The following is a 24,278-nucleotide window of genomic DNA, read 5'->3' as shown; positions in this document are numbered from 1 at the left end:
AAAGTCAAACCCGTGCTAGGACTTCTTGACGGATTTGGCCTGACGCACGCGCTCTTTCAGGCGTTCGGCACGGCGCTTGCGGCGGCGATCCAGCTCTTTCTTGCGTTCGATTTTCTTGTGGGCCATTGGTGTTTCCTCCTGGCGCGATGCGCTCGAAAAAACGTCGTTTATTCATTTTCCGTCGCGCTGTCCAGGTGTTTTTTGCTCGAAAAGGTCAGCTTGCCTCCACGACTTCACGCCGGACCACCCGGAGCGTCCCGGGACTTCCTTCCGCCACGCCTCATCGTGTCCGCCCGCGTCAAACTTAACGGGCCGGAGGATCGCTCCCCCGGCCCGTGATTTTCGCGCGCTACGGGCGCTATTTGGACGGAATGCGGTCCTGCGCTTCGGTGAGCAGGAATTCGCCCTTTTCGATCTTGGCCTTCAATTCCTGGGCGATCTCCAGGGACAGGGCGTAGCTCGTCAGGGGCACGGTGCGCACCTTCTGGCCGTTCACGGCGATCTCGCCGCTCTTGAGCTCCTCGAAGGTGGGCTGGGCCAGCACGTTGTTCACCCCGTTGGGGTAGTCGTGGCCGTAATCGCGCACGGGCATGGTGATGTCGGCGTCGGAGACGCCGGTGAACCAGGCCATCTCCTCGTCCAGGATGGGGATGGGGATGCCCACGCCCACGCTGAGCGAGCAGCCGTAGCCCAGGATGGACACGCCGCGCACCCATTTGGCGCTCATGCCCTTCATGTCGCCCTTGAGCATGAGCGTGCCCGAGGCCGTGAGGGGGATGCCGCGCTCGTTGCGCTGGGGCTTGGGGTTGTGCTGCGTGCCCGCGCCGATCACCCAGCCCGTGCCGCCGCCGAGCCAGATTTTGGTGCCCATTCCGATGGTGCGCAGGAACGGATCGTTGAAGAGGGGCGAGAGCTGCCCGGCGGTGGCGTAGTTGGCGTTGCGCATGCCGGGCTTGAGCGGCCCCATGTAGGTGTAGATCACCCGCGAGCCGGTGTTCACGGCCACGTTGTAGCTCTGGTAGCAGTTGCGCGGGTTCAGGAGCTCCGCGGACTTGAGGTCCGCCAGGGTCACGGACTTGTCCAGCTCGCGCCGGGGGTAGCAGTCCGTGCCGTAGGCCTGGCACTTCAGGCGCACGGCCTTGCCGCGCAGCAGGTCCTCGATCACGTGGCCGCCGCCGTAGAGGAAGCGGCCCGGGTGGACCTTGTTGAGCGGGTCGTCCTCGCTGGGCTCGGTGCAGCCCAGGTAGGCGTCCACGGCGGCCAGGCCCGCATGGCAGGGCACGTTGCCCAGCCAGACCTTTGAGGCCTTGATCAGCGGCGGCTCCTGGCCGAAGTTGAAAAGCATGCCCGAGGAGCACATAGGCGAGAACGTGCCCGTGGTGACCACGTCCACTTCCCTGGCGGCGGCGCTCTTGCCCTTGGCGCGCACCACGTCCACCATTTCCTCCGCCGTAAGGATGACGGCCGTGCCTTTCCTGATCCGCTCGTTGATTTCCTGGATGGTCTTGGTCGCTTGCGACATGGCGTGAAAGCCTCCTGATGGGAAAACGGGCGCATAATGCCCGCAAAGCCGCGCCTTGGCAATCCCGCGCCCGGGCGCGCCGCATTGAACCCCCCGGCGCTTTGGGCTAGGTTCGCTCAAAACGCCCACGCCATCCCTGGACCGCCACGTGCTCAAGAAACAGCTCCGCGCCCACCTGGCCCAGTTCGTGCCCGAGCAGGACCTGGCCCGCTGGTACGACCCCCTGGAACTCACCCCGCTGCCGGACTCCCTGGACATCGTGGTGGAATTCCCCCACGCCTATTTCGCCCAGTGGTTCGTGGCCCACGCGCGCGACGAGTTCGAGAAGCACGCCGCCCTCTATTTCGGCCCGGGCCACGTGCTGCGCTACCGCACGCCCCACGGCGGCCAGGGCTCCGCCCAGGGCGCGGTCCCCGAGTTCGTGGCCTCCAGCATCGACTTTCCCTTCGGCCACGAGCACACCTTCGAGCAGTTCCTCACCAACCAGAAGAACGTCTTCCCTCTCACCACCGCGCGCGACCTGGCCAAGAGCCGCGAGGTGCGCTTCAACCCCCTGGTGGTGCAGGGCGAGCCCGGCACGGGCAAGACCCACCTGCTGCGCTGCATGGCCAACGAACTCTCCAAACACCTGGACCGCAACACGCTCTTCCTGGGCACCCTGGACGAGCTGGACGCCCTGGCCGCGCAGACCGCCCAGACCGGTCCCGGCCCCCTGCGCCGCTACTTCGCGGGCCTTTCGGCCGTCCTCCTGGACGACCTGCACCGCCTGGACGAATTTCCCCACCTGACCACGCACCTGCTCTCCATGTTCAACGCCCTGCACGCCGGGCAACGGCTCATGGTCTTCAGCACGCTCACGCCCCTGGCCTCCTGCGAGGCCGTGCCCGAAACGCTGCGGGCGCGCCTTCTGAGCGGCATCATGGTCCAGCTCTCCAAGCCGGACCTGGACGTGCGCCTGAGGTTCGTCACCTCCCATTGCCAGCGCAAGAAGATCCCCCTGAACAAGGCGCAGATGCTCACCCTTGCCCAGCGCCACCTGGATTTCCGCACCCTGCACGGCCTGCTCAACAAGTTCCAGGCGTTCCGGGAGCTTCTGAAGAAGGACATCTCCGAGGACATCTTCGAGAACATCCTGGGGCGCGGCCAGGACGAGCGCACGGCGCGCACCACGCCCCAGATCATTCTGGAGCAGGTGGCCAAGCGCTTTCGCGTGGACGTGAAGGCCCTCACCGGGCCGCGGCGCACCAAGGAGATCTCCCAGGCCCGGCAGGTGGCCATGCTCCTGTGCCGCGAGGAGCTTGGCCTCTCCTACCCGGCCCTGGGCAGGCTCTTTGGCGGCAAGGACCACTCCACGGTGCTCTACGCCGTGAACAAAATCAAAGAAATCCAAAAGGATGATAAAGTTATGAAAGAATTGGTGACGGAATTGCGCGAAGCCTGCCGCCAAGGTGGTTCGTAAACCGTCTTTTCCGGAGAGCCTCTCCAGGAACAGCACCGGCCCGTTCGTTGCGCATCCCAACCACCGCCTTAACTCTCCACATGTTTTCAGCGGTTTGCAGACGATAGGAACAAGCGCACCGCCCCTATAATAACTTCAACCTTTTCTAAACTCTTTTGGATTCGTTTCCTTTCCTGAAAGCGTCGTCGGTTCCGGGCATTCCGAAGGGTCGGTTCCTGGTACGGCCCACCCTCTCCCGCGGGACGCCCTTGCGGCACCCTTCCAGTCTGCCCTGGCCGTCGGTTCCACGGGGTTGCATCCTCCGCTTCACAGGCGTCCCCCGGACCTCGCGTCCACACAGGCCGGACTCGCGGCGTCGTGATCCGCCGTACACGCGGACTTTCCCTCACCCTTTGTCCGTGGTGACCACGGGTAGGCGGCGCACGTGGCCACGATGTCCGGGAAGCCGCGCCAGTGCTCGCTCAGAGGGCGCTTGCCATGGGCGTTTTTTTCCGTATAGTCCCGGGGTCCCGGCTGCCGAACACCCATCTTTCCAGCCCCACGCCACACTTCAAGGAGACGACCACATGTTCGTGAAGGTCACCCGGAACGATATCATCGAAGGCCTGCAGAAGTCGGCCAATATCATACCCGCCAAGACCGGAGCCGCCTTTCTGAGGACCATCTGGCTCTCCGCCGAGACAGGCGCGCTGCGCATTCTTTCCACCGACTCCTCCCTGGAGTTCGTGGGCAAATACCGCGCCGAGGTGATCGAGCCCGGCCTGTGCGGCGTGCAGGGCCGCTCCTTCTTCGACCTGGTGCGCAAGCTGCCCCCGGGCGAAATCCAGCTCAAGCTCGACGCCTCGGGCCAGACCCTCGAGGTCACCCAGTCGGGGCGTCGCTACAAGCTGCCCACCAGCGAGAAGAGCTGGTTCCAGCCTTTCGCCGAGTTCCCCCAGGGCGAGCACGTCATGTGGAGCGGCGATTTTCTTCAGGAACTCATCGACCGCGTCTTCTTCTGCGTCTCCGACGAGGACACCATGGAGGCCATGGCCTGCATGTACCTTCGCCCCATGCAGGAGAAGATCGAGGTCTGCGGCCTCAACGGCCACCAGTTCGCCATGGCGGGGTTCCTCAACGACGACGTGCTGGGCCTTCTGCCCCCCGAGGGCGTGCTCATCCAGAAGAAGTACGTGCTGGAGCTCAAGAAGTGGCTCACCACAGACGAGATCGAGCTGGCCATCAGCCAGAAGCGCCTCTTCTTCCGCACCCAGGACCAGCGCGAGTCCTTCAGTTTGCCCCTTTCCTACTACCAGTATCCCGACTACAAAAACTTCGTGGGCAAGCTGGCCACCCCCGGCGTCTCTGAGCTTACGGCCGACAAGTCCGAGCTCTCCGAGGCCCTGGACCGCATCTCCATCTTCAACACCGACTCCAACCGCTGCACCTATTTCCAGCTGGAGCAACCCGGGCAGCTCACGCTCCAGTCCCAGGGCAACGACACCGGCGCGGCCACCGAGTCCATGGAGTCCCAATTCGCGGGCGACCTGAAGAAGATCGCCTTCCCCACCCGCGACCTCCTGGAAATCCTCGGCCATTTCCACTCCGCCAAGGTGCGCTTCACCCTCACCGGCTCGGAAGGCCCCTGCGGCATCACCGGGGAGGACGATTCCGACTACCTGGTGATCATCATGCCCATGAAGATCGTCGAAGAGACGTACTACAGCGAGGAAGCCTCCGCATGACCCAAACGCCCCAGTCCTACACCGCGGACTCCATCACCGTCCTGGAGGGCCTCTCGGCCGTGCGCAAGCGCCCGGCCATGTACATCGGCTCCACGGACATCCGCGGCCTGCACCACCTGGTCTACGAGGTGGTGGACAACTCCATCGACGAAGCCATGGCCGGCTTCTGCGACCGCATCCGGGTGATCATCCACCTGGACAACTCGGTGACCATCTCCGACAACGGGCGCGGCATCCCCGTGGACCTGCACCCCAAGGAGAACCGCCCGGCCGTGGAAGTGGTCATGACCGTGCTCCACGCGGGCGGCAAGTTCGACAACGACGCCTACAAGGTCTCCGGCGGCCTGCACGGCGTGGGCGTCTCCTGCGTGAATGCCCTCTCCGAATATCTGGAAGTGACCATCAAGCGCGACGGCAAGCGCTACCGCCAGCGCTACGAGCGCGGACGCCCCGTCACCGGCGTGGACCAGATCGGCGAGGCCGAAGGCACGGGCACCACGGTTCGTTTCCTTCCCGACGAGGAAATCTTCGAGACCGCCGACTTCAACCACGCCACCCTGGCCAAGCGCTTCGAGGAACTGGCCTACCTGAACTCCGGGCTCACCCTGGAATTCAAGGACGAGCGCTCCCAGGAGGAGACAACCTACCGCTTCGACGGGGGCATCCGTCGCTTCGTGCAGGATCTCAATTCCGGCGAGATGGGCATACACGAGATCGTCTCCGGCTCCGGGCAGATGGACGCCACCATCGTGGAGTTCGCGCTGCAGTACAACGCGGGCTACAAGGAGCAGATGCTCACATTCGTGAACAACATCCGCACCATGGAAGGCGGCACGCACCTGGCCGGGTTCAAGACGGCGCTCACCCGGGCCATCAACACCTACGTCGAGAAATCCGGGCTCATCAAGAAGCTCAAGCAGAAGCTTACCGGCGACGATGTGCGCGAAGGCCTCACGGCCGTGCTCTCCGTGAAGATTCCCCAGCCCCAGTTCGAGGGGCAGACCAAGACCAAGCTCGGCAACTCCGAGGTGGCCGGCCAGGTGGCCAAGGTCTGCGGCGACGTGCTGGGCACCTTCTTCGAGGAGAACCCCAAGGACGCCAAGCTCATCGTGGACAAGTCCGTGGACGCCGCACGCGCCCGCGAGGCCGCGCGCAAGGCCAAGGACCTGGTGCGGCGCAAGGGCGCCCTCTCCGACAACGCCCTGCCCGGCAAGCTGGCCGACTGCCAGTCCAAGAGCCCCGACGACTCGGAACTGTTCATCGTGGAGGGCGATTCGGCAGGCGGCTCGGCCAAGCAGGGGCGCGACCCCAAGTTCCAGGCCATCCTGCCCCTGCGCGGCAAGATCCTCAACGTGGAGAAGACGCGCTTCGACAAGATGCTCGGCAACAAGGAAATCCGCGCCCTGATCACGGCCATGGGGCCGGGCATCGGCGAGGGCGAGGTGGACCTGGCCAAGCTGCGCTACCACAAGATCGTGATCATGACCGACGCCGACGTGGACGGCGCGCACATCCGCACGCTGCTGCTCACGTTCTTCTACCGCCAGTACCAGGAGCTAATCGAGAAGGGCTACCTCTACATCGCCCAGCCGCCCCTATACCGCGTCCACAAGGGCGATTGGGAACGCTTCATCAAGGACGAGAAGGAGCTCTCCGAGTTCCTGCTCTCGCGCGTCACCGAGGACCTCTCCGTTGCCGGTCCCAACGGCAAGTCCTACGACAACGCGCCCTTGCGCGAAATGCTCGTGAAGATCCAGACCCTTCAGTCGCGCTTCGCGGAGGCTCAGAACTACGGCATCCCTGAAACGCTCCTCTGGGTGTTCCTGGACGCCCCGGCACGCATCGCCCCCACCGATTTCGAGGGTGAACCCCTCGAAGCCCTCAGCGCCTACATGGCCTCCCGGGAATACAACCTCCTGGTGGACATTGAGGAGGACGAGGTGGAGCGACGTGCCTACGCCGTGTTCACGAACCGCAACGGCGTGCGCACCCGGCTTGGCCTGGAGTTCTTCGCCTCCCGCGTGCACCGGCAGTGCCGGACCATCCTGGACGAACTGCGCCTGGCCTTTTGCGGGGAGTTCGCCTCCTCGGAGAACCTTGAGCAGGATTCAACTGGGCTGTTCATCTCCACCGACGCCTTCACCGTGCGCCGCAAGGAGACCGAAACCCAGGTGACCGGCTTCTTCGAGCTGCTCAAGGCCGTGCTGGACGAGGCCCACAAGGGCATCAACATCCAGCGCTACAAGGGCCTGGGCGAAATGAACCCCGTGCAGCTCTGGGACACCACCATGAACCCCCAGAACCGCACGTTCCTGCGCGTCTCCATCGACGACGCGGCCGACGCCGACGACATCTTCACCGACCTCATGGGCGACAAGGTGGAGCCCAGGCGCGAATTCATCGAACGCTACGCCCTGAGCGTGCGGGAACTGGACATCTGATGCGGAAATGCGCCTCCGGCGGCCAGAGAGGGTTCCACCCTCTCTGGACTCTCCCCCCAAAGGGACACTGTCCCTTTGGCATCCCCAGTTGGGGACCGTACCCTTGGGGCGCAGGCAGGAACGATTGATTAACCGCGACACCTAAGAAGGGAGTCCAGAGGGCGCAGCCCTTTGGCCGCCGGAGGCTTTCATCCTGCCGGCGCACCCATACACGACGAGGCCAACGTGCTCGACCAGATTTCCATCGAAGAAGAACTCAAGAAGTCCTACCTTGAATATTCCCTCTCCGTCATCGTGGGCCGGGCCATTCCCGACGTGCGCGACGGCCTCAAGCCCGTGCACCGGCGCATTCTCTTCGCCATGCACGAGCTTTCCAACTCGTACAACCGGCCCTACAAGAAGAGCGCGCGCATCGTCGGCGACGTGATCGGTAAATACCACCCGCACGGCGACTCGGCGGTCTACGACGCCCTGGTGCGCATGGCCCAGGACTTCTCCATGCGCGACCCGCTCGTGGACGGCCAGGGCAACTTCGGCTCCATCGACGGCGACGCCGCAGCGGCCATGCGTTACACTGAAGTGCGCATGTCGCGGCTGACGAGCGAGTTTCTGGGCGACATCGACAAGGAAACCGTCGATTTCCGCCCCAACTACGACAACTCCCTCCACGAGCCCTCGGTGCTCCCCACCAAGGTGCCCAACCTGCTGCTCAACGGCAGCGCGGGCATCGCCGTGGGCATGGCCACCAACATTCCGCCCCACAACCTGAGCGAACTCTGCGACGCCCTGCTGCTGATCATCGACTCCCCCGACTGCTCCGTGGACGAGGTGATCCGCCGCGTTCCTGGACCCGACTTCCCCACCGGAGCGGCCATCTACGGCGGACAGGGCCTGCTCGACGCCTACAGGACCGGGCGAGGCTCCATCAAGATCCGCGGCAAGGCCGAGGTGGAGCAGCAGAAGAAAGGCCACGAACTCGTGGTGATCCGCGAGATCCCCTTCGCGCTCAACAAGTCGAGCCTCGTGGAGAAGATCGCCCAGCTTATCGGCGAAAAGAAGATCGACGGCGTCTCCGACCTGCGGGACGAGTCCGACCGCAAGGGCATCCGCATCGTGTTGGAACTCAAGCGCGGCGTCATCCCGGACATCGTCATCAACAGCCTCTACAAGTTCACGCCCCTCGAGACGAGCTTCGGCATCAACATGCTCGTGGTGGCAGGCAACCGTCCGGCGCTGTGCAACCTCAAGCAGGTGCTCGAATACTTCCTGGACCACCGCAAGGAAGTGATCCTGCGTCGCTCCCGCCACGACCTGCGCAAGAGCGAGGAGCGAGCCCACATCCTGGAAGGCCTGCGCATCGCCCTGGACAACATCGACGAGGTGGTGCGCATCATCCGGGCCTCCAAGACGCCCCTTGAAGCGCGCCAGAACCTCATGGATCGCTTCGAGCTCTCCGAGCGCCAGTCCCAGGCCATCCTGGACATGCGCCTGCAGCGCCTCACCAACCTGGAGCGCGAAAAGCTCCTGGAGGAATACGCGGAGCTGCTCAAGCTCATCGAATACCTGCGCTCCATCCTGGAGAACGAGGAAGTGCTGCGGGGCGTCATCCGCGACGAGGTGCGCGAGATCAAAGACAAGTACTCCACCCCCCGGCGCACCGAGATTCTGCCCAGCCTCGAAGGCATCGACATCGAAGACCTCATCCCCGACGAGAACGTGGTCATCACCCTCTCGCGCCGGGGCTACATCAAGCGCACGCCGCTGGACACTTACCAGCAGCAGCGCAGAGGCGGAAAGGGCATCGCTGGCGTGCACACCTCGGCGGAAGACTTCATCCAAAGCTTCTGCACCACCACCAACCATCAGTACCTGCTGCTTTTCACCAACCTGGGCAAGATGCACCAACTGAAGGTCCACCAGGTGCCCGAGGGCTCCCGCACGGCCAAGGGCATGCACATCGCCAACCTGCTGCCCATGGACAAGGAGGAGTTCATCGCCACGGCGCTGACCATCCGCGAGTTCACGCCGGACCGCTACTTCCTCTTCGTCACCCGCAAGGGCATGGTGAAGCGCACCGAGATCGACCTCTACAAGAACGTGCGCACCGGCGGCATCCGCGCCGTGAACCTCAACGACGGCGACGAACTGCTGGACGTGAAGGAAGTGCCCGCCAACGCCGAAATCCTTTTGGCCACCGAGCTTGGCATGGGCATCCGCTTCAGCGTGGGCGACGTGCGCCCCATGGGCCGCTCTGCAGCCGGTGTTAAGGGCATCGCCCTGGACGGCAAGGACCGCGTGGCCTCGGGCGTGGTGTTCGGAGACCCCGAGCGCAACCAGGTGCTCACCGTCTCGGCCAACGGCTTCGGCAAGCGCACGGACGTCGATCTCTACCGTCTGCAGAGCCGCAGCGGCAAGGGCGTGATCAACATGAAGGTCACCCACAAGACCGGCCACGTCATCGGCGCCACCAGCGTGTGCGACACCGACGACATCCTGCTGCTCACTTCGGCCAACAAGATCATCCGCACCTCGGTCGGCTCGGTGCGCAACGTGGGCCGCGCCGCCCAGGGAGTGACCCTGGTGGCCATGGACGACGGCACCCAGGTGATCGGCTTCGACGTGGCGGACGGATCCAACGGAGAAAACGCCTCCGAGAACGCTTCCTGATCGAGAAATCGACCCGACGCCCGTCGGAAACGGCGGAAGCGATCCTGGGCCCGTCTGGCGCGAAAAGCGCCGGGCGGGCCTTTTCAGTTGGATTTGTCGACGCCGCAGCAGGGGCACTGGCCCGATCGGGCCGCCTGGCGCGAGAAGACCACCTTCATGACCAGGATGGAGACCGTGAGCATCAGGCTCACGGCGTTGGCGACGATCACGGAGAACGATGCGATCATCACGCCGTAGACAACCCAAAGGGCGATGCCCGTGCTCATGAGCAGGTACATCCGCAGGGAGATGTCTCGCACGGAGCGCGAACGGAAGGTCCTCACCACCTGGGGCGCGAAGGACGCCGTGGTCAGCGTCCCGGCCGTCACGCCCACTGCTTCGGCCAGCGGAAAATCCATAAACGCTCTCCCTTTGACAGCGGGCCGCCCCTCACGCATGATGGACTCATGTTGCCCGAACACCTCCGTTTCAGCGTGCACAACGGCGAACGGGTCCACCTGGGGATAACCGGAAGCGTGGCCGCCTACAAGGCCGTGGAGTTGCTGCGCATGCTCCAGGAGCTGGAGCTTCAGGTTTCCGTGACCCTCACCGAGGCAGCCGCCCGCTTCGTGACCCCCCTCACGTTCCAGGCACTGGATGCCTCCCCCGTCTACCATGGCATGTGGGACGGCGCGGAGAGCGCCTTCGGCCATCTGGAACCGGCACAGGAAGCCCGCTGCCTCCTTGTGGCCCCGGCCACGGCCAACACCCTGGCCAAGATGGCCCACGGCATCGCGGACGATCTTCTTTCCACCCAGGCCCTCGCCTTTACGGGCCCCGTGGTGGTGGCGCCTGCCATGAACCCCAGGCTCTGGGACGCCCCTGCAACACAGGAAAACCTGGCCACGTTGCGCGGCAGGGGCGTTCGCGTACTGGAACCCTGCTCCGGGCGCATGGCCTGCGGCGAAAAGGGAAAGGGCCGCCTCACGGACCTGAGGGACATTGTGGCCCACTGCCTGAAGGCCCTTACCGTGCAGGACATGGCCGGAACGCAGGTGCTGGTCAGCCTTGGACCCACTCGGGAGTTTTTCGACCCGGCGCGTTATTGGTCCAACCCCTCCACGGGCATCATGGGCGGCGCGCTGGCCATGGCGGCCTGGATGCGCGGCGCGCAGGTGAGCGTGGTGCACGGCCCCGTGGATATCTGGCTGCCCCCGGCAGTCTCGTACACGGCCGTGAACACGGCGCGCGAGATGTTCACCGCCTGTACGGACCTCTGGCCCGCGCAGGACGTGGGCATCATGACGGCCGCCGTCTCGGACTTTTCACCCGTTCCCCACGGCCCGGAGAAGTTCAAGAAGCGCAGCCTGAACTCCGGGGAGTTCACCGTGCCTTTCGCCGTGAATCCCGACATTCTGCGCACCCTGGGGCACACCAAGACGACCGGACAGAAACTCATTGGCTTCTGCGCCGAAACCCGCGATCTCGCGGGTTACGCGGCCTTCAAGCTCAAGGAGAAGCGCTGCGACCTCATGGTGGCCAACTCCATCGCGTCGCCAGGCAGCGGCTTCGGTTCGCCCACCAACGCGGTCACGGTCCTGGACGCACACAACCGCCTCGAGGAATGGCCGGTGCTGCCCAAAGCCGAGGTGGCCTGGCGGCTGCTCGAATGGCTTGTGCACATTCTGCGATGAACGAGTCCCTCCACGTCCTGCGTTTGGCAGGTATCCGGCACATTCTGGACGGTCCTTCCGGCTCCCCTGAACCTGTCCACGCCCCGGAACATGCCGGTGCCCCGGACGATCCTCATGGCACGGCTGGAGCCGCCCTCGTCCGGCCCCCGTCGGTTTCGAAGCACTCCGGTTTCGCTTCGGGGATGTCCTCGGCAACGCTCCTGGAAACGCCCCCCTGGCCGGCCATCCTGGCCAAGGTCCCTGCCTCGGCGCGCTGCGTTTTCACCTACGCCGACCTGGGGCAGGACCTTACCGGTTCGCCCAGCCGTGAGCGTGGTCAACTCTGGCGTCGGCTCATCGGGCTTTTGGGCATGCCCCCCGGATCCGTGGCCTTCCTGCCATACAGACTGCCGGGAAGTGACGATCCGCGCACGGCGCAAACCGCGTTCACGCATGCCCTGCGCAGAATCGCCCCCGCCAGCGTGCTCGCCTTTACGAGCAGCGACTCTGGGCTCCTGCAAGAACTTCTTAGCAGGGCAGGGCAGGGCGACAGCCGTTCCATGCGCCTCTTCACGGCGCCAGACCCGCATGTGCTGCTCACCAGCTCCGATGATTCCCTGCTCTCCAATGTCCCCCCCTCGGCGAAACTTCTCCGGTTCCAGGAATGAGCCCGCTTGACAAACGCGAGCGTAGCCCAGTAGGCCCTACGGCAATCCGCAACCACATCATCCATCACTTCCTTCACCTGAGGAATTCATGAAATTTCTCGTCACCGGTGCAGCTGGCTTCATCGGTTACCATCTGGCACGACGGCTCCTTGATTTGGGCCACACAGTCGTAGGATTGGACAATCTCAACGACTACTACTCCGTGGCCCTGAAAAAAGACCGCCTGAAAATGCTTCAGGACTACGACCATTTCACGTTCATGAAGCTGGACCTTGTGGACAAAGACGCTCTCTTCACGCTCTTTTCCACGAACCACTTCACCCACGTGATCAACATGGCCGCCCAGGCCGGTGTTCGCTACAGCCTGGAGAATCCATCGGCCTACATCCAGTCCAACATCGTCGGTTTCGCCAACCTTCTGGAAGCCTGCCGCCACAACAAAGTGCAGCACCTGGTGTATGCATCGTCCAGTTCGGTGTACGGTTTGAACACGGACATGCCCTTCTCCGTGCAATCCAATGTGGACCATCCCATCAGCCTCTATGCCGCTTCCAAGAAATCCAACGAGTTGATGGCCCACACCTATTCCTACCTTTACGGACTGCCGTGCACGGGGCTTCGGTTCTTCACGGTCTATGGCCCCTGGGGCAGGCCGGATATGGCCATGTTTTTGTTCACAAAATCGATCCTTGAGGATCAGCCGATCCAGGTCTTCAACCACGGTCGCATGAAACGTGATTTCACCTTCATCGACGACATCGTGGAAGGCGTTGTGCGCACCACGCTGCGTCAACCCGAGGCAGACCCCGATTGGGACGGCGATCGCCCGTCCCCTGCATCGAGCGTCTGCCCCTACCGGCTCTACAACATCGGCAACAACACCTGCGTGGAACTGCTTGTCTACATTGAAGCCATCGAAAAGGCGCTGGGCAAGAAAGCGCGTATGAATTTTCTTCCTTTGCAGCCTGGAGATGTTCCTGCAACGTACGCCAATGTTGACGACTTGATGCGCGATGTCGGTTTCAAGCCGTCCACTCCGGTGGAAAAGGGTGTTGAGGCCTTTGTTTCTTGGTATAAGGACTATTACAACGTTTGACGAACTTGACAGCATCACGGCCCTTCCTTAGGAAGACCGTGAAGGTTCAAGCACTTTCAACATCAATAGGTAGACGGGGATGGATTTCCGCCAACTGAAAAGTTCTCTCGAGCAGACTTTCCAAAAGATTCTGGACAAGGTGCAGGACGGTCAACTTCCCAACGAGCAGGACGTGGCGCATTTTGCCCGCTTGACCACCCAGCTTCACGTTCAAGCGGACGAAGACTGGGCTGGTGAAGCTGAAGACTTTTCCCACCTGGCGAACCAGCTTCTCCAGACTGTCAAGAAAGGGAAACGCGAGGATGCCATCCGTCTGGTCGATTCGCTCCAGGATGCGCAGGATTTCTGCCATCGCACATACAAATCCTAGACTGTTTCACGTGAAACAGTCTGGTCCGTGGGGGCTCCAATGGCCAGATGTATCGTGATCGCCAACCAGAAAGGCGGCGTGGGCAAGACCACAACGGCCGTCAATCTGGCAGCTGCCCTTGCGGTGATGGAGAAAAAGACTCTCCTGGTGGATTGCGATCCTCAGGCCAATGCCTCCAGCGGGGTGGGCATCTACCCCGAACAGGTGCGCGAGAACCTCTATTCCGTGCTCTACGAGCCTGACAAGGCCCGGGAAGCGGTCTACGAGACCACGCTGCCATATCTCTACGTGCTGCCGGCCACGTCCGACCTGGTGGCCGCCGATATCGAGCTTGTCGACAAGCAGAATCGTGAGAATTTCCTGAAGAGCCTTCTCGCAACCTTGGATGAAGACTTCGATTTCATCCTCCTGGACTGTCCCCCCTCGCTGGGGCTGGTCACTCTCAACGCCCTTTGCGCCGCTTCGGAACTCCTGGTGCCGCTGCAGTGCGAATACTACGCCCTGGAGGGCGTGGCCCAGCTCCTGCGCACCTTCGAGTTGGTGCGCAAGCGCTTCAACACCGGGCTCAACCTCCTGGGCGTGGTGATGACCATGTACGACGGTCGCAATCGCCTGAACCGCCATGTGAAGCGCGAAATCCGCAAATGTTTCCCCAAGCACCACTTCGAGACCGTGGTGCCGCGCAACGTGCGCGTCTCCGAGGCTCCCAGCCATGGCATGTCCGTCATCACCTACGACGTGAAGTCCAAGGGCGCTGAAGCCTACCTGAGCCTGGCCAGGGAAGTGGTCTGCCGGACGGCGGGCTAATACGATTCCTGGCACGGATTTCCGGGGCCTACGCCCCATGCCCCTTTTGATCAAGACGCTTTGCGGTCTGCACCGCGCCATCGCGCCCCCTGCGAACGGATGCCTGGAGCTCTGCCGCCCCATGTGGAGGCACGCGACTGGATTACCGAGGTTATGCTGGAAGCAGCCAGGGGGAGTAAAGCCCCAGGGGCTGCGGAAGTAATCGGCTTCGCGGCTTTATCGGCAGCCTCGCGCGAAGCGCAGCCTGGAGCAGGACGGCTTTGCCGCCCGTAAGCGGCACCCACTAACCCCGTTTCGGGTTTTGTCATCAAGCTGAGGGGCCGTGAGGCCCCTGATGTGCTTGGAATGGACGCTTTGGGGGTCTGTGGCCCGTCTGGTCGGGCAGGGGAGGGAAGCGCCTGTCGGGATGTCCCGGTTTGGCGCTCGGAGGGATCGAAGAAGGCGAGAGCGAACTGGCCCTGACGGTCATTTCGCCACGAAGGGCCTGCACTCCACGTCCACGTGTTTCTTGAAGTGTCGCTTGAGGATGCGGGCGCGGCAGTCCTGGCATTCAAAGTTCACCAGGCCACCCAGTGTGGCGGACTTCAAGCGGAACTTGCGAGGTTCGTCGGCCTTCCAGTCGCCGGTGCTGCTGCCGCAGTTCTCGCAGGCCACATCGGTGGGCATGGGGTACTGGAAATCCCAGTACTGGGCCAGAAGTTCCCAGTCCTTCATGGGTTCGGGGGCAGGCAGGGGGGCCGAGGCGGGGTCCAGCTGTGCGAGCAGGTCGTCGATGACCGGCGAAAGGCGGTTCTCGCCCTTCATCCACAGTTCGGGGCTCAGGAGCACGCCAACAAGGTTGCGGTTCTCGTCGAAAAGGGGCTGGAAATGCTTGGGGGCGGGCACAGTGTCCTCCTGATGGTGGTGATTCCGTTTGCGTTAAGCGTTGGCTTGAGGGTAAGGAGTTCCCAAGTGAAGTCAAGTTTCGCGCCGTGTTGGCGGGAGGTGTGTTGATGGCCAAGGCAATGGGACTCGGCAGGGGGTTGGACGTGCTCCTCAAGGGCATGGCTGTGGATCGGGAGCATCCCGAGGTGATGCTCGTCAAGCTGGAGGACATCCGTCCTAACCCGCGCCAGCCCCGCTTCGAATTCGACGAGGAATCCCTGCAGGACCTGGCCAGCTCCATTCGTGAGCAGGGCGTGCTCCAGCCCGTGCTCATCCGTCCCGCTCAGTCCGGGGCGCACGGCTACGAGCTGGTGGCAGGCGAGCGCAGGCTGCGGGCCAGCAAGCTGGCTGGCAAGGAGACCATCCCGGCGCTCCTGCGCGAGGTCACCGACGAACAGAGCCTCGCCCTTGCGCTCATTGAAAACCTTCAGCGCGAGAACCTGAACGCCCTGGAAGAGGCAAAGGGCCTGGACCAGCTGCTCAATTCCTTCGAGCTGAGCCAGGAGGCCCTGGCCCAGAAGGTGGGTAAAAGCCGCTCGGCCGTGGCCAACAGCCTGCGTCTGCTCCAGTTGCCCCTGCCCATCCAGGAGAGCCTTTCCAAGGACGGCATCACAGCCGGGCACGCCAGGGCCCTGCTGGCCATCACGGACGAAGCGCTGCGCGAACAGCTCTGGCGGCGCGTGCTGGACCGGGGGCTCTCGGTGCGCGAAACCGAGGACCAGGCCGGGTACTGGCGCGTTCACGAAGCACTGCCGGAGGATTCCGGGGCGCCGGCCAAGCCAAAGGCCGAACGCCGCCAACGCACCAGGACTCCAGCCGGACTCGCGGAACTGGGCGGCGCCCTGCGTGACCGCTTCCGGGTGAACGTGAAGGTGGGCGGCGACGAGGCCAAGGGGCGCATAACCTTCTCCTACAACAGCGCCGAGGAGCTCAAGGCCCTTCTGGACGCCTGGGGAGTGGATGACGCCCGCTGAGCCGCTTTCATCCGCCGGGCTGGCCGCCCTGGCGGGCAGGCTGCGCGGCGCGCGCGTGCTGGTGGTGGGCGACGTGATGCTCGACCACTATCTCGTTGGCGACGCCGCGCGCATCAGCCCTGAAGCGCCCGTCCCCGTAGTGCGCGTGGCCCGCGAGCGCCGCGCACTGGGCGGCGCGGGCAACGTGGCGCGCAACCTTTCGGCCCTGGACGCCTCGGTGACGCTCTTGGGCGTGACCGGCGAGGACGACCCGGGCCGCGCCGTGCACGAACTCATGGCCCGGGAATCCCTGCCTGGGTTCATGATCGTTGAGAAAGGCCGTCTGACCACCATCAAAACGCGCATCCTCGCGGGGGGGCAGCAGATGCTGCGCGTTGACCGCGAGGAAACCGGCGAGCTCAGGCCCGCGACCAGGGCCGGACTGGTGGAGGCCCTTCGGAACGAGTGCGCCCTTCACGACGTGGTGATCGTCTCCGACTACGGCAAAGGCGTGGTCTGCCGCGAGATCATGGAAGCTCTGGCCCAGGCGCGCGCGGAAAGGGCAGGGGGCCTGCGCGTGCTGGTGGACCCCAAGGTGGTCAACGCCGGGCTCTACACGGGCGTGGACCTGCTCACGCCCAACGCCAAGGAGGCCGGGGAGCTGGGCGGCGTGGACGCCGCCGGGCGCGAGGGCGTCATCCGGGCCGGTCTGGCCATTTTTCGCCGACTGCGCTGCCGCCAACTGTGCATCACGCTGGGCGCGCAGGGCATGGCGGTGTTCGAGGCCCCGGGCAAGGTGCTCCACGTGCCCACGGTGGCCCGCACGGTGTTCGATGTGACCGGCGCGGGCGATACGGTCATCGCGGTGCTGGCCATGGCCCTGGGCTCGGGGATAGGGTTGGCGCAGGCCTCGTTGCTGGCCAACTGTGCCGCGGGCGTGGTGGTGGCGCAGGTGGGCGCGGCGGTGACGAACCTGGAGGAGCTGGGCCGCGCGCTGGCCGGTACGCCTCCCCCGGTCCTGGAACAGTGGCTGGATCTAGACTGAGAGGTGCTCCGGGATGTCCAACGAGAAATCAACCGCCTGGGAAGCCCACGGCGACGAGCGCACGGCCAGGGCGCGCATCGTCGGGGACATAGATTTCACCAATTCCCAGGAAGTGCGCGACTGGCTCAGGGATTTCTGCGGCAAAACCCAGGGCGAGCTGCTTCTCGACCTCAAAGACCTTGCCTATGTGGACAGCTCGGGACTGGCAGTGCTCATCGAAACGCGAAAGTTACTGAAATCGAAGCAGCGGACCATCCGCATCGAATCCGTTTCGCCCCAGGTCCAGAAGCTCTTCTCCCTCACCCAGATCGGGGATCTGTTCGGCATCTGAGGACCCGTGGGACAAGAGCGCGATCAATTCTTCTGGCTGGTCAACCGTCTCCTGGAGTGCCTGCGCAGCCCTTTCTCCACAAAGAAATACATGCGCTGGCAGAACTGGCGTCATTTCGCGTGGGTGGGGGCCGATTCACTGCCCATCGTCACGCTGATCGCCGCCTGCACCGGCATCATTCTGGCGCTCCAGGCCGCCGCGCAACTGGAAAAGGTGGGTGCTCTCTCCTACGTGGCCAACCTCGTTGGCGTGACCATCGTGGCGGAACTCGGCCCGCTGCTCACGGCGCTCATCCTCTCTGGGCGCGCGGGTGCGGCCTTCACGGCCGAAATCGCCACCATGAAGATTTCCGAGGAGATCGACGCCCTTGAAGTGATGGGCCTGGACAGCGTGCGCTACCTCGTGTGGCCCAAGTGCCTGGCCATGGCGCTCATGGCCCCGCTGCTCACGGTCTGGGCGGATTTCGCGGGCGTGCTCTCGGGCGGGGTGTTTTCCGTCACCGTGCTCGGCCTCTCGGCCAAGGGTTACTACGACCAGACGTCGAATTTCCTCAGCCTGCGCCTGCTCTTCTCGGGCCTGGTGAAGAGCGTGGCCTTCGGGCTGACCATTACGCTCATCAGCTGCTGGCAGGGATTTCTGGCACGCGAAGGGGCCCTGGACGTGGGCAACCGCACGACGCGCTCGGTGGTGCAATCCATCTTGATGATCGTGCTGCTGGACCTCTTTTTCACGGCCCTTACCTACATCTCCCGCTGACATGGACACCGACTGGACCACCACCCACGCAGCCCCGGACATCGTCCTGGACGCCATCCGCGTGGGTTACCAGGAGCGGGAGATCCTCAAGGGCATCTCGGCCGTGCTGCCCCGGGGGCGCATTTCCGTGATCCTCGGAGGGTCCGGCGGGGGGAAATCCACGCTGCTCAAGGCGATTCTCGGCCTTCTGCCGCCCACCAGCGGGCGCGTGCTCCTGGGCGGCTACGACCTCTACGCCCTTCAGGCGGACCAGCTGCGCGAAATCCGCAAACGGCTGGGCGTGCTCTTCCAGGACGGCGCGCTCCTGGGCTCGCTGCCCCTGGGCGAGAACATCGCCTTGCCCATCCGCGAACACACCAACCTCGATGAAGACCTCATCGAGACCATGGTGCGCATGAAGCTCTCCCTGGTGGGCTTGGACGCCTTCATGGATTTCTTCCCCAACCAGCTCTCGGGCGGCATGCGCAAGCGCGCGGGGCTGGCGCGCGCCCTGGCGCTGGACCCGAAGGTCCTCCTGTGCGACGAACCAACCTCCGGGCTGGACCCCATCACGGCGGCAGACCTGGACAGGCTCATCCTGGACCTCAAGGAAGCCTTCGGCATGACCATCGTGGTGGTTTCCCACGACCTGGAGAGCGTGTACACCATTGCGGACCACGTGGTGGTGCTCAACAAGGGCGCCATGGTCTTCCAAGGCGACCCCGCGCACCTGCGCCAAAGCGAGGACCCCTTCCTGGTGCAGTTCCTCAATCGCCTGCCCAACCGGGAGCGGCACAGGCCGCAGGCCGTGGGATAGGCGCAACGTCTACAAGCGAGCAGCCGGTGTTCACGAAAAACGCGAAATCCAAGGACACGCTCAAGGCCAGCCTGGCCATCGCGGCCTGCCTGGCCGTGCTGGGCACGTTCGTGGTCATCCTGGGCGGCTACCGCTTCTGGGAGCGCCAGGAGCTCTATTCGGCGCTCTTCCGCAGCGTGAAGGACCTCTCGGCGGGCCGTCCGGTCAAATACGGCGGCCTGGACGTGGGCCGCGTGCTCTCCGTGGGCGTGGACCAGGACGACGCCCGCCTCATCCGGGTGACGTTGGGGCTCGCGCCGGACGCGCCCATCCGGCAGGGCGTGGTGGCGCGCATCGCCCAGAAAGGATTGGTGGGCGATTACTACGTCTTCCTGGAGCCAGTGGGCGAACTGGGAGCCCGGCTGCCCCAAGGGTCAACGATCCCCACGGTGGAGTCCGTGGACATGACCCAGTTGGCCAACCTGGCGGGAGAGTTGATCGCCGACCTGCGTCCGCGCCTGGACCGCATCGCTGGTAGCCTGGAAACCATCTTCGGAGGCGAAAACGCGGCGCGCATCTCGGAATTGCTCTCGAAAAGCCCCGCGCTCATCGACGAACTGAACGGTACCGTGAAACAAATTCGCAAAGATTTCCAGCAGTTGACTGCTGGCGGCAAAACAGCGGCGGAAAATGTCTCACGCTTGGCAGGCTCGTTGGAGCAGGCCGTCAACAGCCTGAAGACGGAGTTGGAAAAGACCCTCGCCGACATCCGAATCGAGGTGAAGAGCGTGGGAGATACGGCGGGGACACTGAACAAGGCCGTACGGCACGACCAGGAGCGCCTGGAAGACATCCTTGCCAATGTGGACCGCATCAGCGAAGACTTGAAACAGCTTTCCTCCCGGCTGCGCGAGCGGCCCTGGGAGCTTATCCAGAGACCCACGGAGCGCAAGCCATGAAGTGGATGTCGGCGATGCTTTGCCTCCTCCTGCTGTCCGGCTGTCTGGGCAAGCCGGGGCCATCGGAGGAATACCTGCGCCTGGGCCAGGCCGGACCTTGCCAGGACGCCCAGCCCGGCGAACGCCACGGCGTCGCCCTGCGCAAGCTGCGCGTGGTGGAGGCTCTGGACCGCCAGTCCGTGCAGCTGTCCGAGGGGCGCATCCTGCTCCCCAGTCAGCGCTATTACTGGGAGTCCGCGCCCGGGCGTATGGCCGAATCCGCCGTGGCCGCGGCGCTCGAATGCTCAAAGAGCCTGACCCCCGTGTGGCCCGTGCGCTACGACAGCGCCTACGCCATGGGTGTCACGGGCGTGGTGGAGCGCTTCGAGGTGCAAACCCGCGAGATGGCCTTCGTGGCGCAGGCGGTCTTCCAGGCCTGGGATGCATCGGGCGGGCGGCTGCTGGGCTCACGCTCGGTATTCGTCTCGGTGCCACTGGGCTCGCTGGACGCCCAGGCCATAGCCACGGCTGGAGCGCAGGGCCTGGAACGCCTCGGCGCTGAAGTGCGCGCCTGGCTGGAAGGGCTTCCTCCCCAAGGCAAGGGCAAATGATCGGGGCCATCGCCGCCGTGGCCGAGGAGCGCATCCGTCAGGCCATGGAACGCGGGGAGTTCGAGGATCTCCCCGGCCGAGGCATGCCCCTCGACGTAGACGACGCGGCCCACGTGCCGCCCGAGTTGCGCATGGCCTGGAGGCTTTTGAAGAACGGCGGCTATCTGGAGGAGGAGGCGTCCCGAGACCCGGACCGCTGCGCCAGCCTGGACGGCCTGATGGGCTCAAACGGCGCGGAACGCGCCACCCTGCGACAGATGCTCAAGCTCCAGGTGGTGGAGGCTCGCTGCCGCGATGCGGGACGCCCCTTGCGCCTGGAGGCTGCCGAAGGGTACCACGGGCGCGTGGTGGAACGCGTGAGCGTGCGCTGCATAGAGGAGAAGCCATGAGCGACGGGAAGCAAACCGGGCCTGCGTGCGTCTGCGAGTCACACTGCGAGCGTTTCGACTACGTGCGGCGCGGCCCGGACGGGGAGTACATCATCCCCCGGGACAAGATCGACCACTTCGTGCACACCTACCTGGAACTCCTGGACTCCGCGGAGCACATGGAGCGGCTGAAGCTGTATCGCGGGAGCGCCGCGCGTGACGCCGGGAGCGATTAGACCCTTGCGAGCCTTCCCGGCCCTGCTCCTCCTGCTGGCCCTCTTTTCCGGCCCCACGTTGGCCCAGGACTGCGACAAGGCCAGCAGCGTGCCCGACATGACCGAATGCGCCAGACTGCGCCTGAGGGCCGCCGAGCGCGAACTGGGAGCGGTGTACGGCGATCTGCTCGACAGCGAGGACAAGGATCTCGCCCAGGCCGTGCGCGCCGCCCAGGAGGCCTGGATGCGCTGGCGCGAGGCCGAGGGAAAGCTCGCGGCGTCGGGCGTGACGGACCCTGGCGTGGCCCAGCTGGAACGCACCCGTCAGGAGGCGCGCATGACCGAAGAGCGCCTCATGGACCTCAAGGCGCTGCGAGGACGATGAGCTGACGGATCTGATGTCTGACTGAATGGCGATTCGTATTACGATTTCTCCCACGCCCCGCCCCAGAAGAACTCCCGCAGACCGGCGTCGAAGGCCGTGCCGGACTTGTCGCGCCGCCTGAATCCCAGGGATTCCAGGTGGGCGGCCTGCTGTTCGTTTTCCTGAAGCGTCAGGGTGCAGGTGATGTAGGCGAGGAGCCCGCCGGGTTTGAGCAGCCGTGCCGCGTTGCCGACGATGCGCCGTTGCAGGGCGACCATGCGGCCGATGTCCGCGAAGGTGCGCTTCCATTTGGCGTCTGGCCTGCGCGAAAGCACGCCCAGCCCTGTGCAGGGGGCGTCCACCAGGATCACGGCTGGCGAGGCTTTCAGGGGCGGCCGCGTCGCATCGGCGAAGAAGAGGGCGGGGCACTCCAGGCCAAGACGCCAAGCGTCCTGGCGATGGCCGCGCAGGCGCGGGGCGCTCACGTCCGAGGCCCAGAGGGGGCGCACGCCGCTCTCCGCCAGGGCAAGGGACTTGCCGCCGCGCCCGGCGCAGGCGTCCCAGACGGGGCCCGGCCAGCGCTCGAATCCGAGTCTCTGGAGCATGTCCCCGGCTGCGAAGGACTGGCGGGAGGCCAGGCCGTCGCGGCAGGCGTCTTCCAGGCCGGGGGGCACGGAGTGGGGCTCGAAGGCGATCCAGGGGAAGGCCGCGCGCGCGGGGGCGGAGCGGGTCAGCTCGTTGAAGAGCGTCTGGGCGTCCGGCCGGGCCCGGTTCAGCCGAAAACCGGCCAGCGGCGAGGCCGTCTGGGACTCCAGGAGGTGCTGCGCCGTGTCCGGGTACTGGTCCAGCCAGATTTTGACGATCCAGGCGGGCATGGAATGCCAGACGCTCAGGAATTCAAGGCGGTTCTGAGCGCCGTGGCGGTAGAACTCGGGGTTGGACGCGTCGCGCCCGAGGGCCTGGATGCGGCGCAGCACGGCGTTGGCCAGCCTCGCGGGGCCTTCGCCGCAGCGGGCGCGCACGGCATCCACCGTCCACGAGAGCGTGGCGTGGGGCGGCACCTGGTCCAGGTGCACCAGTTCGTAGGCGCCCAGTGAGAGCAGGCGCAAAGCCATGGGCGGCGTGCCATCGGGCCGCGAAAGCTGTCGGCGCACCAGGTGGTCCATGCGGCCCTTCAGGCGCAACCAGCCGTAGACCAGCTCCGTGGCCAGGCCCCGGTCGCGCGGGTCCTCCAGGGGGCGCAGGGCGCGGTCCAGGGCCGCCTGGACGTCCAGGGCCGCGCGCTGGTCCAGCGGAAGGGTGTCGTCCAGCGCGGCCAGGGCGGCCGCGCGGGCGGGAGGCAGGGAGCGCGGACCGCCCATGCGGGCCGATCCGGCGGCGGGGCGCCCGGTCTCGGGCAACTGGCCAGGAGTGCCGGGCCGGGCCGCGCCTTGGGGCTGGGGCCTGCCTGAGGATTCGGGGGAAACGCCTTCACGGCGCGCAGAAGCGTTCACACGGGAGGAACCGGAGCCTCCCGCAGCGGATCGGCCGCCGTCGCCGTCGCGCTCCCACCTGCCGCCAGGACGGCCGGGGCCGTATCCCTTGCTCACGGAATCGTGGCCGCCAGGGCCTTTGCCGCCGTGGTCCTTCGTGCCTGCGCCAGTGCCGCCTGGGCCTCTCCTGCCCGAGCCGAAGCCACCCGATCCCTTGCCGCCGGGCCTTCCGCCGCCAGAGCCGGCGTTGCCGGAATCTCGCGCGCTCATTCGGGCAGGTCCATGGTGGGCGTAAGGCGGGGCAGGATCACCACAGGCTTGCGCTCCGCCTGGAGGAAGTGGCGCAGGGCCTGTTCCAGGCGCTCCAGGGGCACCACCGTGTCCAGGCAGGGGCCTTTGGGGCGCTCGTTGAGCACGCCGAAGACGGGCAGGGGGTAGGTGTCCTGGATGCCGCTGGCGAGGTCGCGCTCGCAGGCCACGGCCAGGATGAGCCGTGGGCGCTTCTGCACCACGATGCGCCGGGCGATGGTGCCCCCCGTTGCGATGGCCATGTGCACGCCGTAGGCCTCCGTGAGGGCCAGGAGCCCGGCCACGGGGCAGAGTCCGCAGCGTTTGCAGTTGAAGATGTCGTAGGTGAGGCGCACGCCGCAGGTGCTCGATTGCAGGCAGTGCGGCAGAAGCAGAAGGATCTCGTGGGGCTTGTAGTGTTTGCCTTCGCCCAAAACCAGCTCGTTGTTCACCTTGATGAAGGAGTTCCGCACGCGTTCCTTGGAGATGCCGAAGAGCCGCGCCAGGATGATCATCAGAGGCAGGAAGAGCTTGATGGTCACGCCGCGCAGGCGCTTGGTAAGGGGCAGCGTGCGCCCGGCCGCCACGGAGAGGGCCAGGCCCAGGCTCGCCCAGCCCACCAGAACGATGGCCAGGGCAACCACGCCTCCCCAGACCGCGCTGGCCCAGGGGTGGATGGTGTCCAACCCGATGGTGGGCACGATCCACAAAAGGGCCAGCACCGTGGTGACGGCCAGGGACGTGGCGGCGATGAGCCCGATGAACAGGCGCTTGCGGGACGATTCGACGATTTCCATTGGGGAAAACATAACCTCTTTGCCGAATGAATCAA

At 65.0% G+C, this 24,278-nt stretch carries 23 protein-coding genes; 18 read left to right on the top strand and 5 right to left on the bottom strand.

All coding sequences use genetic code 11. The features are described 5' to 3' along the window. Positions 1-358: 358 nt before the first annotated feature. Complete coding sequence (locus NNJEOMEG_RS16210) at positions 359-1,522, bottom strand: homocysteine biosynthesis protein (protein ID WP_173086323.1); 1,164 nt, start codon at positions 1,520-1,522, stop codon at positions 359-361. A 148-nt stretch (positions 1,523-1,670) separates the two neighbouring features. Here NNJEOMEG_RS16210 and NNJEOMEG_RS16205 point away from each other — a divergent pair, with 148 nt between their 5' ends. The 4 genes from NNJEOMEG_RS16205 to gyrA all read left to right on the top strand — a co-directional run bounded on the left by NNJEOMEG_RS16205 (position 1,671) and on the right by gyrA (position 9,813). Further along, positions 1,671-2,981, top strand: a complete 1,311-nt coding sequence (locus NNJEOMEG_RS16205; protein WP_173086321.1) for a helix-turn-helix domain-containing protein — start codon at positions 1,671-1,673, stop codon at positions 2,979-2,981. 566 nt (positions 2,982-3,547) lie between these two features. After that, the gene (dnaN, locus tag NNJEOMEG_RS16200) at positions 3,548-4,705 is read left to right on the top strand and encodes a DNA polymerase III subunit beta (protein ID WP_173086319.1); all 1,158 of its coding nucleotides are present in this window, start codon (positions 3,548-3,550) and stop codon (positions 4,703-4,705) included. Beyond that, positions 4,702-7,146 (top strand): DNA topoisomerase (ATP-hydrolyzing) subunit B, encoded by a 2,445-nt coding sequence (gene gyrB / locus NNJEOMEG_RS16195; RefSeq protein ID WP_173086317.1) that lies wholly within the window; start codon positions 4,702-4,704, stop codon positions 7,144-7,146. The genes dnaN and gyrB overlap by 4 nt, the downstream gene beginning before the upstream one ends. A 225-nt stretch (positions 7,147-7,371) precedes the next feature. Then, entirely contained in the window at positions 7,372-9,813 is a 2,442-nt protein-coding gene (gene gyrA, locus NNJEOMEG_RS16190) for a DNA gyrase subunit A (RefSeq protein ID WP_173086315.1), read from the top strand. Between the two features lie 83 nt (positions 9,814-9,896). Here gyrA and NNJEOMEG_RS16185 read toward each other — a convergent pair whose 3' ends face one another. Beyond that, complete coding sequence (locus tag NNJEOMEG_RS16185; RefSeq protein WP_173086313.1) at positions 9,897-10,211, bottom strand: SemiSWEET family sugar transporter; 315 nt, start codon at positions 10,209-10,211, stop codon at positions 9,897-9,899. A 51-nt stretch (positions 10,212-10,262) separates the two neighbouring features. Here NNJEOMEG_RS16185 and coaBC point away from each other — a divergent pair, with 51 nt between their 5' ends. The 4 genes from coaBC to NNJEOMEG_RS16165 all read left to right on the top strand — a co-directional run bounded on the left by coaBC (position 10,263) and on the right by NNJEOMEG_RS16165 (position 14,406). Further along, positions 10,263-11,486, top strand: a complete 1,224-nt coding sequence (gene coaBC, locus NNJEOMEG_RS16180) for a bifunctional phosphopantothenoylcysteine decarboxylase/phosphopantothenate--cysteine ligase CoaBC (protein ID WP_371865509.1) — start codon at positions 10,263-10,265, stop codon at positions 11,484-11,486. 735 nt (positions 11,487-12,221) lie between these two features. Beyond that, the gene (locus NNJEOMEG_RS16175) at positions 12,222-13,229 is read left to right on the top strand and encodes an NAD-dependent epimerase (RefSeq protein ID WP_173086309.1); all 1,008 of its coding nucleotides are present in this window, start codon (positions 12,222-12,224) and stop codon (positions 13,227-13,229) included. 79 nt (positions 13,230-13,308) lie between these two features. After that, positions 13,309-13,599, top strand: coding sequence for a GAK system XXXCH domain-containing protein (locus tag NNJEOMEG_RS16170; protein WP_173086307.1), 291 nt, complete (start codon positions 13,309-13,311; stop codon positions 13,597-13,599). Between the two features lie 39 nt (positions 13,600-13,638). Beyond that, the gene (locus NNJEOMEG_RS16165; protein ID WP_173086305.1) at positions 13,639-14,406 is read left to right on the top strand and encodes a ParA family protein; all 768 of its coding nucleotides are present in this window, start codon (positions 13,639-13,641) and stop codon (positions 14,404-14,406) included. Between the two features lie 465 nt (positions 14,407-14,871). On the opposite strand, the gene NNJEOMEG_RS16160 is transcribed toward NNJEOMEG_RS16165, so the two are convergent. After that, on the bottom strand, positions 14,872-15,291 hold the full coding sequence (locus tag NNJEOMEG_RS16160; protein WP_173086303.1) for a hypothetical protein: 420 nt from the start codon (positions 15,289-15,291) through the stop codon (positions 14,872-14,874). A 107-nt stretch (positions 15,292-15,398) separates the two neighbouring features. Between NNJEOMEG_RS16160 and NNJEOMEG_RS16155 the strand changes: the two genes are divergently transcribed. From NNJEOMEG_RS16155 to NNJEOMEG_RS16110, 10 genes are read left to right on the top strand one after another with little or no spacing between them, the layout of a single operon-like run. After that, the gene (locus NNJEOMEG_RS16155) at positions 15,399-16,304 is read left to right on the top strand and encodes a ParB/RepB/Spo0J family partition protein (RefSeq protein WP_173086301.1); all 906 of its coding nucleotides are present in this window, start codon (positions 15,399-15,401) and stop codon (positions 16,302-16,304) included. After that, the gene (locus tag NNJEOMEG_RS16150) at positions 16,291-17,328 is read left to right on the top strand and encodes a bifunctional heptose 7-phosphate kinase/heptose 1-phosphate adenyltransferase (RefSeq protein ID WP_173086299.1); all 1,038 of its coding nucleotides are present in this window, start codon (positions 16,291-16,293) and stop codon (positions 17,326-17,328) included. Before NNJEOMEG_RS16155 ends, NNJEOMEG_RS16150 begins: the two co-directional genes overlap by 14 nt. Before the next feature lie 13 nt (positions 17,329-17,341). After that, positions 17,342-17,659, top strand: a complete 318-nt coding sequence (locus tag NNJEOMEG_RS16145; protein WP_173086297.1) for an STAS domain-containing protein — start codon at positions 17,342-17,344, stop codon at positions 17,657-17,659. 6 nt (positions 17,660-17,665) lie between these two features. Next, positions 17,666-18,415 (top strand): MlaE family ABC transporter permease, encoded by a 750-nt coding sequence (locus NNJEOMEG_RS16140; protein ID WP_173086295.1) that lies wholly within the window; start codon positions 17,666-17,668, stop codon positions 18,413-18,415. Between the two features lies 1 nt (position 18,416). Next, a complete protein-coding gene (locus NNJEOMEG_RS16135; protein ID WP_173086293.1) occupies positions 18,417-19,211 on the top strand; it encodes an ABC transporter ATP-binding protein in 795 nt (264 codons plus the stop codon). A 26-nt stretch (positions 19,212-19,237) separates the two neighbouring features. Next, entirely contained in the window at positions 19,238-20,149 is a 912-nt protein-coding gene (locus tag NNJEOMEG_RS16130) for an MlaD family protein (RefSeq protein WP_173086291.1), read from the top strand. Positions 20,150-20,163: 14 nt separating this feature from the next. Further along, on the top strand, positions 20,164-20,739 hold the full coding sequence (locus NNJEOMEG_RS16125) for an ABC-type transport auxiliary lipoprotein family protein (protein ID WP_173086289.1): 576 nt from the start codon (positions 20,164-20,166) through the stop codon (positions 20,737-20,739). After that, complete coding sequence (locus tag NNJEOMEG_RS16120; protein ID WP_173086287.1) at positions 20,736-21,128, top strand: DnaJ family domain-containing protein; 393 nt, start codon at positions 20,736-20,738, stop codon at positions 21,126-21,128. The genes NNJEOMEG_RS16125 and NNJEOMEG_RS16120 overlap by 4 nt, the downstream gene beginning before the upstream one ends. Beyond that, positions 21,125-21,343: a hypothetical protein gene (locus NNJEOMEG_RS16115; RefSeq protein ID WP_173086285.1), complete on the top strand. Its 219-nt coding sequence runs from the start codon at positions 21,125-21,127 to the stop codon at positions 21,341-21,343. Before NNJEOMEG_RS16120 ends, NNJEOMEG_RS16115 begins: the two co-directional genes overlap by 4 nt. 4 nt (positions 21,344-21,347) lie before the next feature. Beyond that, positions 21,348-21,707, top strand: coding sequence for a lysozyme inhibitor LprI family protein (locus NNJEOMEG_RS16110; RefSeq protein WP_173086283.1), 360 nt, complete (start codon positions 21,348-21,350; stop codon positions 21,705-21,707). A gap of 38 nt (positions 21,708-21,745) precedes the next feature. Here NNJEOMEG_RS16110 and NNJEOMEG_RS16105 read toward each other — a convergent pair whose 3' ends face one another. Together NNJEOMEG_RS16105 and NNJEOMEG_RS16100 are read right to left on the bottom strand one after the other, a co-directional pair. Continuing rightward, complete coding sequence (locus NNJEOMEG_RS16105) at positions 21,746-23,047, bottom strand: transcription antitermination factor NusB (protein ID WP_173086281.1); 1,302 nt, start codon at positions 23,045-23,047, stop codon at positions 21,746-21,748. A gap of 377 nt (positions 23,048-23,424) precedes the next feature. Then, positions 23,425-24,243 carry a DUF116 domain-containing protein gene (locus NNJEOMEG_RS16100; RefSeq protein WP_173086279.1) on the bottom strand — a complete coding sequence of 273 codons (819 nt, stop codon included), beginning with the start codon at positions 24,241-24,243 and terminating at the stop codon, positions 23,425-23,427. Positions 24,244-24,278 lie beyond the last annotated feature (35 nt).

Origin of the sequence: Fundidesulfovibrio magnetotacticus, assembly GCF_013019105.1 — a bacterium.
In the GTDB taxonomy this organism is placed as follows: Bacteria; Desulfobacterota; Desulfovibrionia; order Desulfovibrionales; family Desulfovibrionaceae; genus Fundidesulfovibrio; species Fundidesulfovibrio magnetotacticus.
This window is presented reverse-complemented; position numbering and strand designations above follow the sequence as displayed.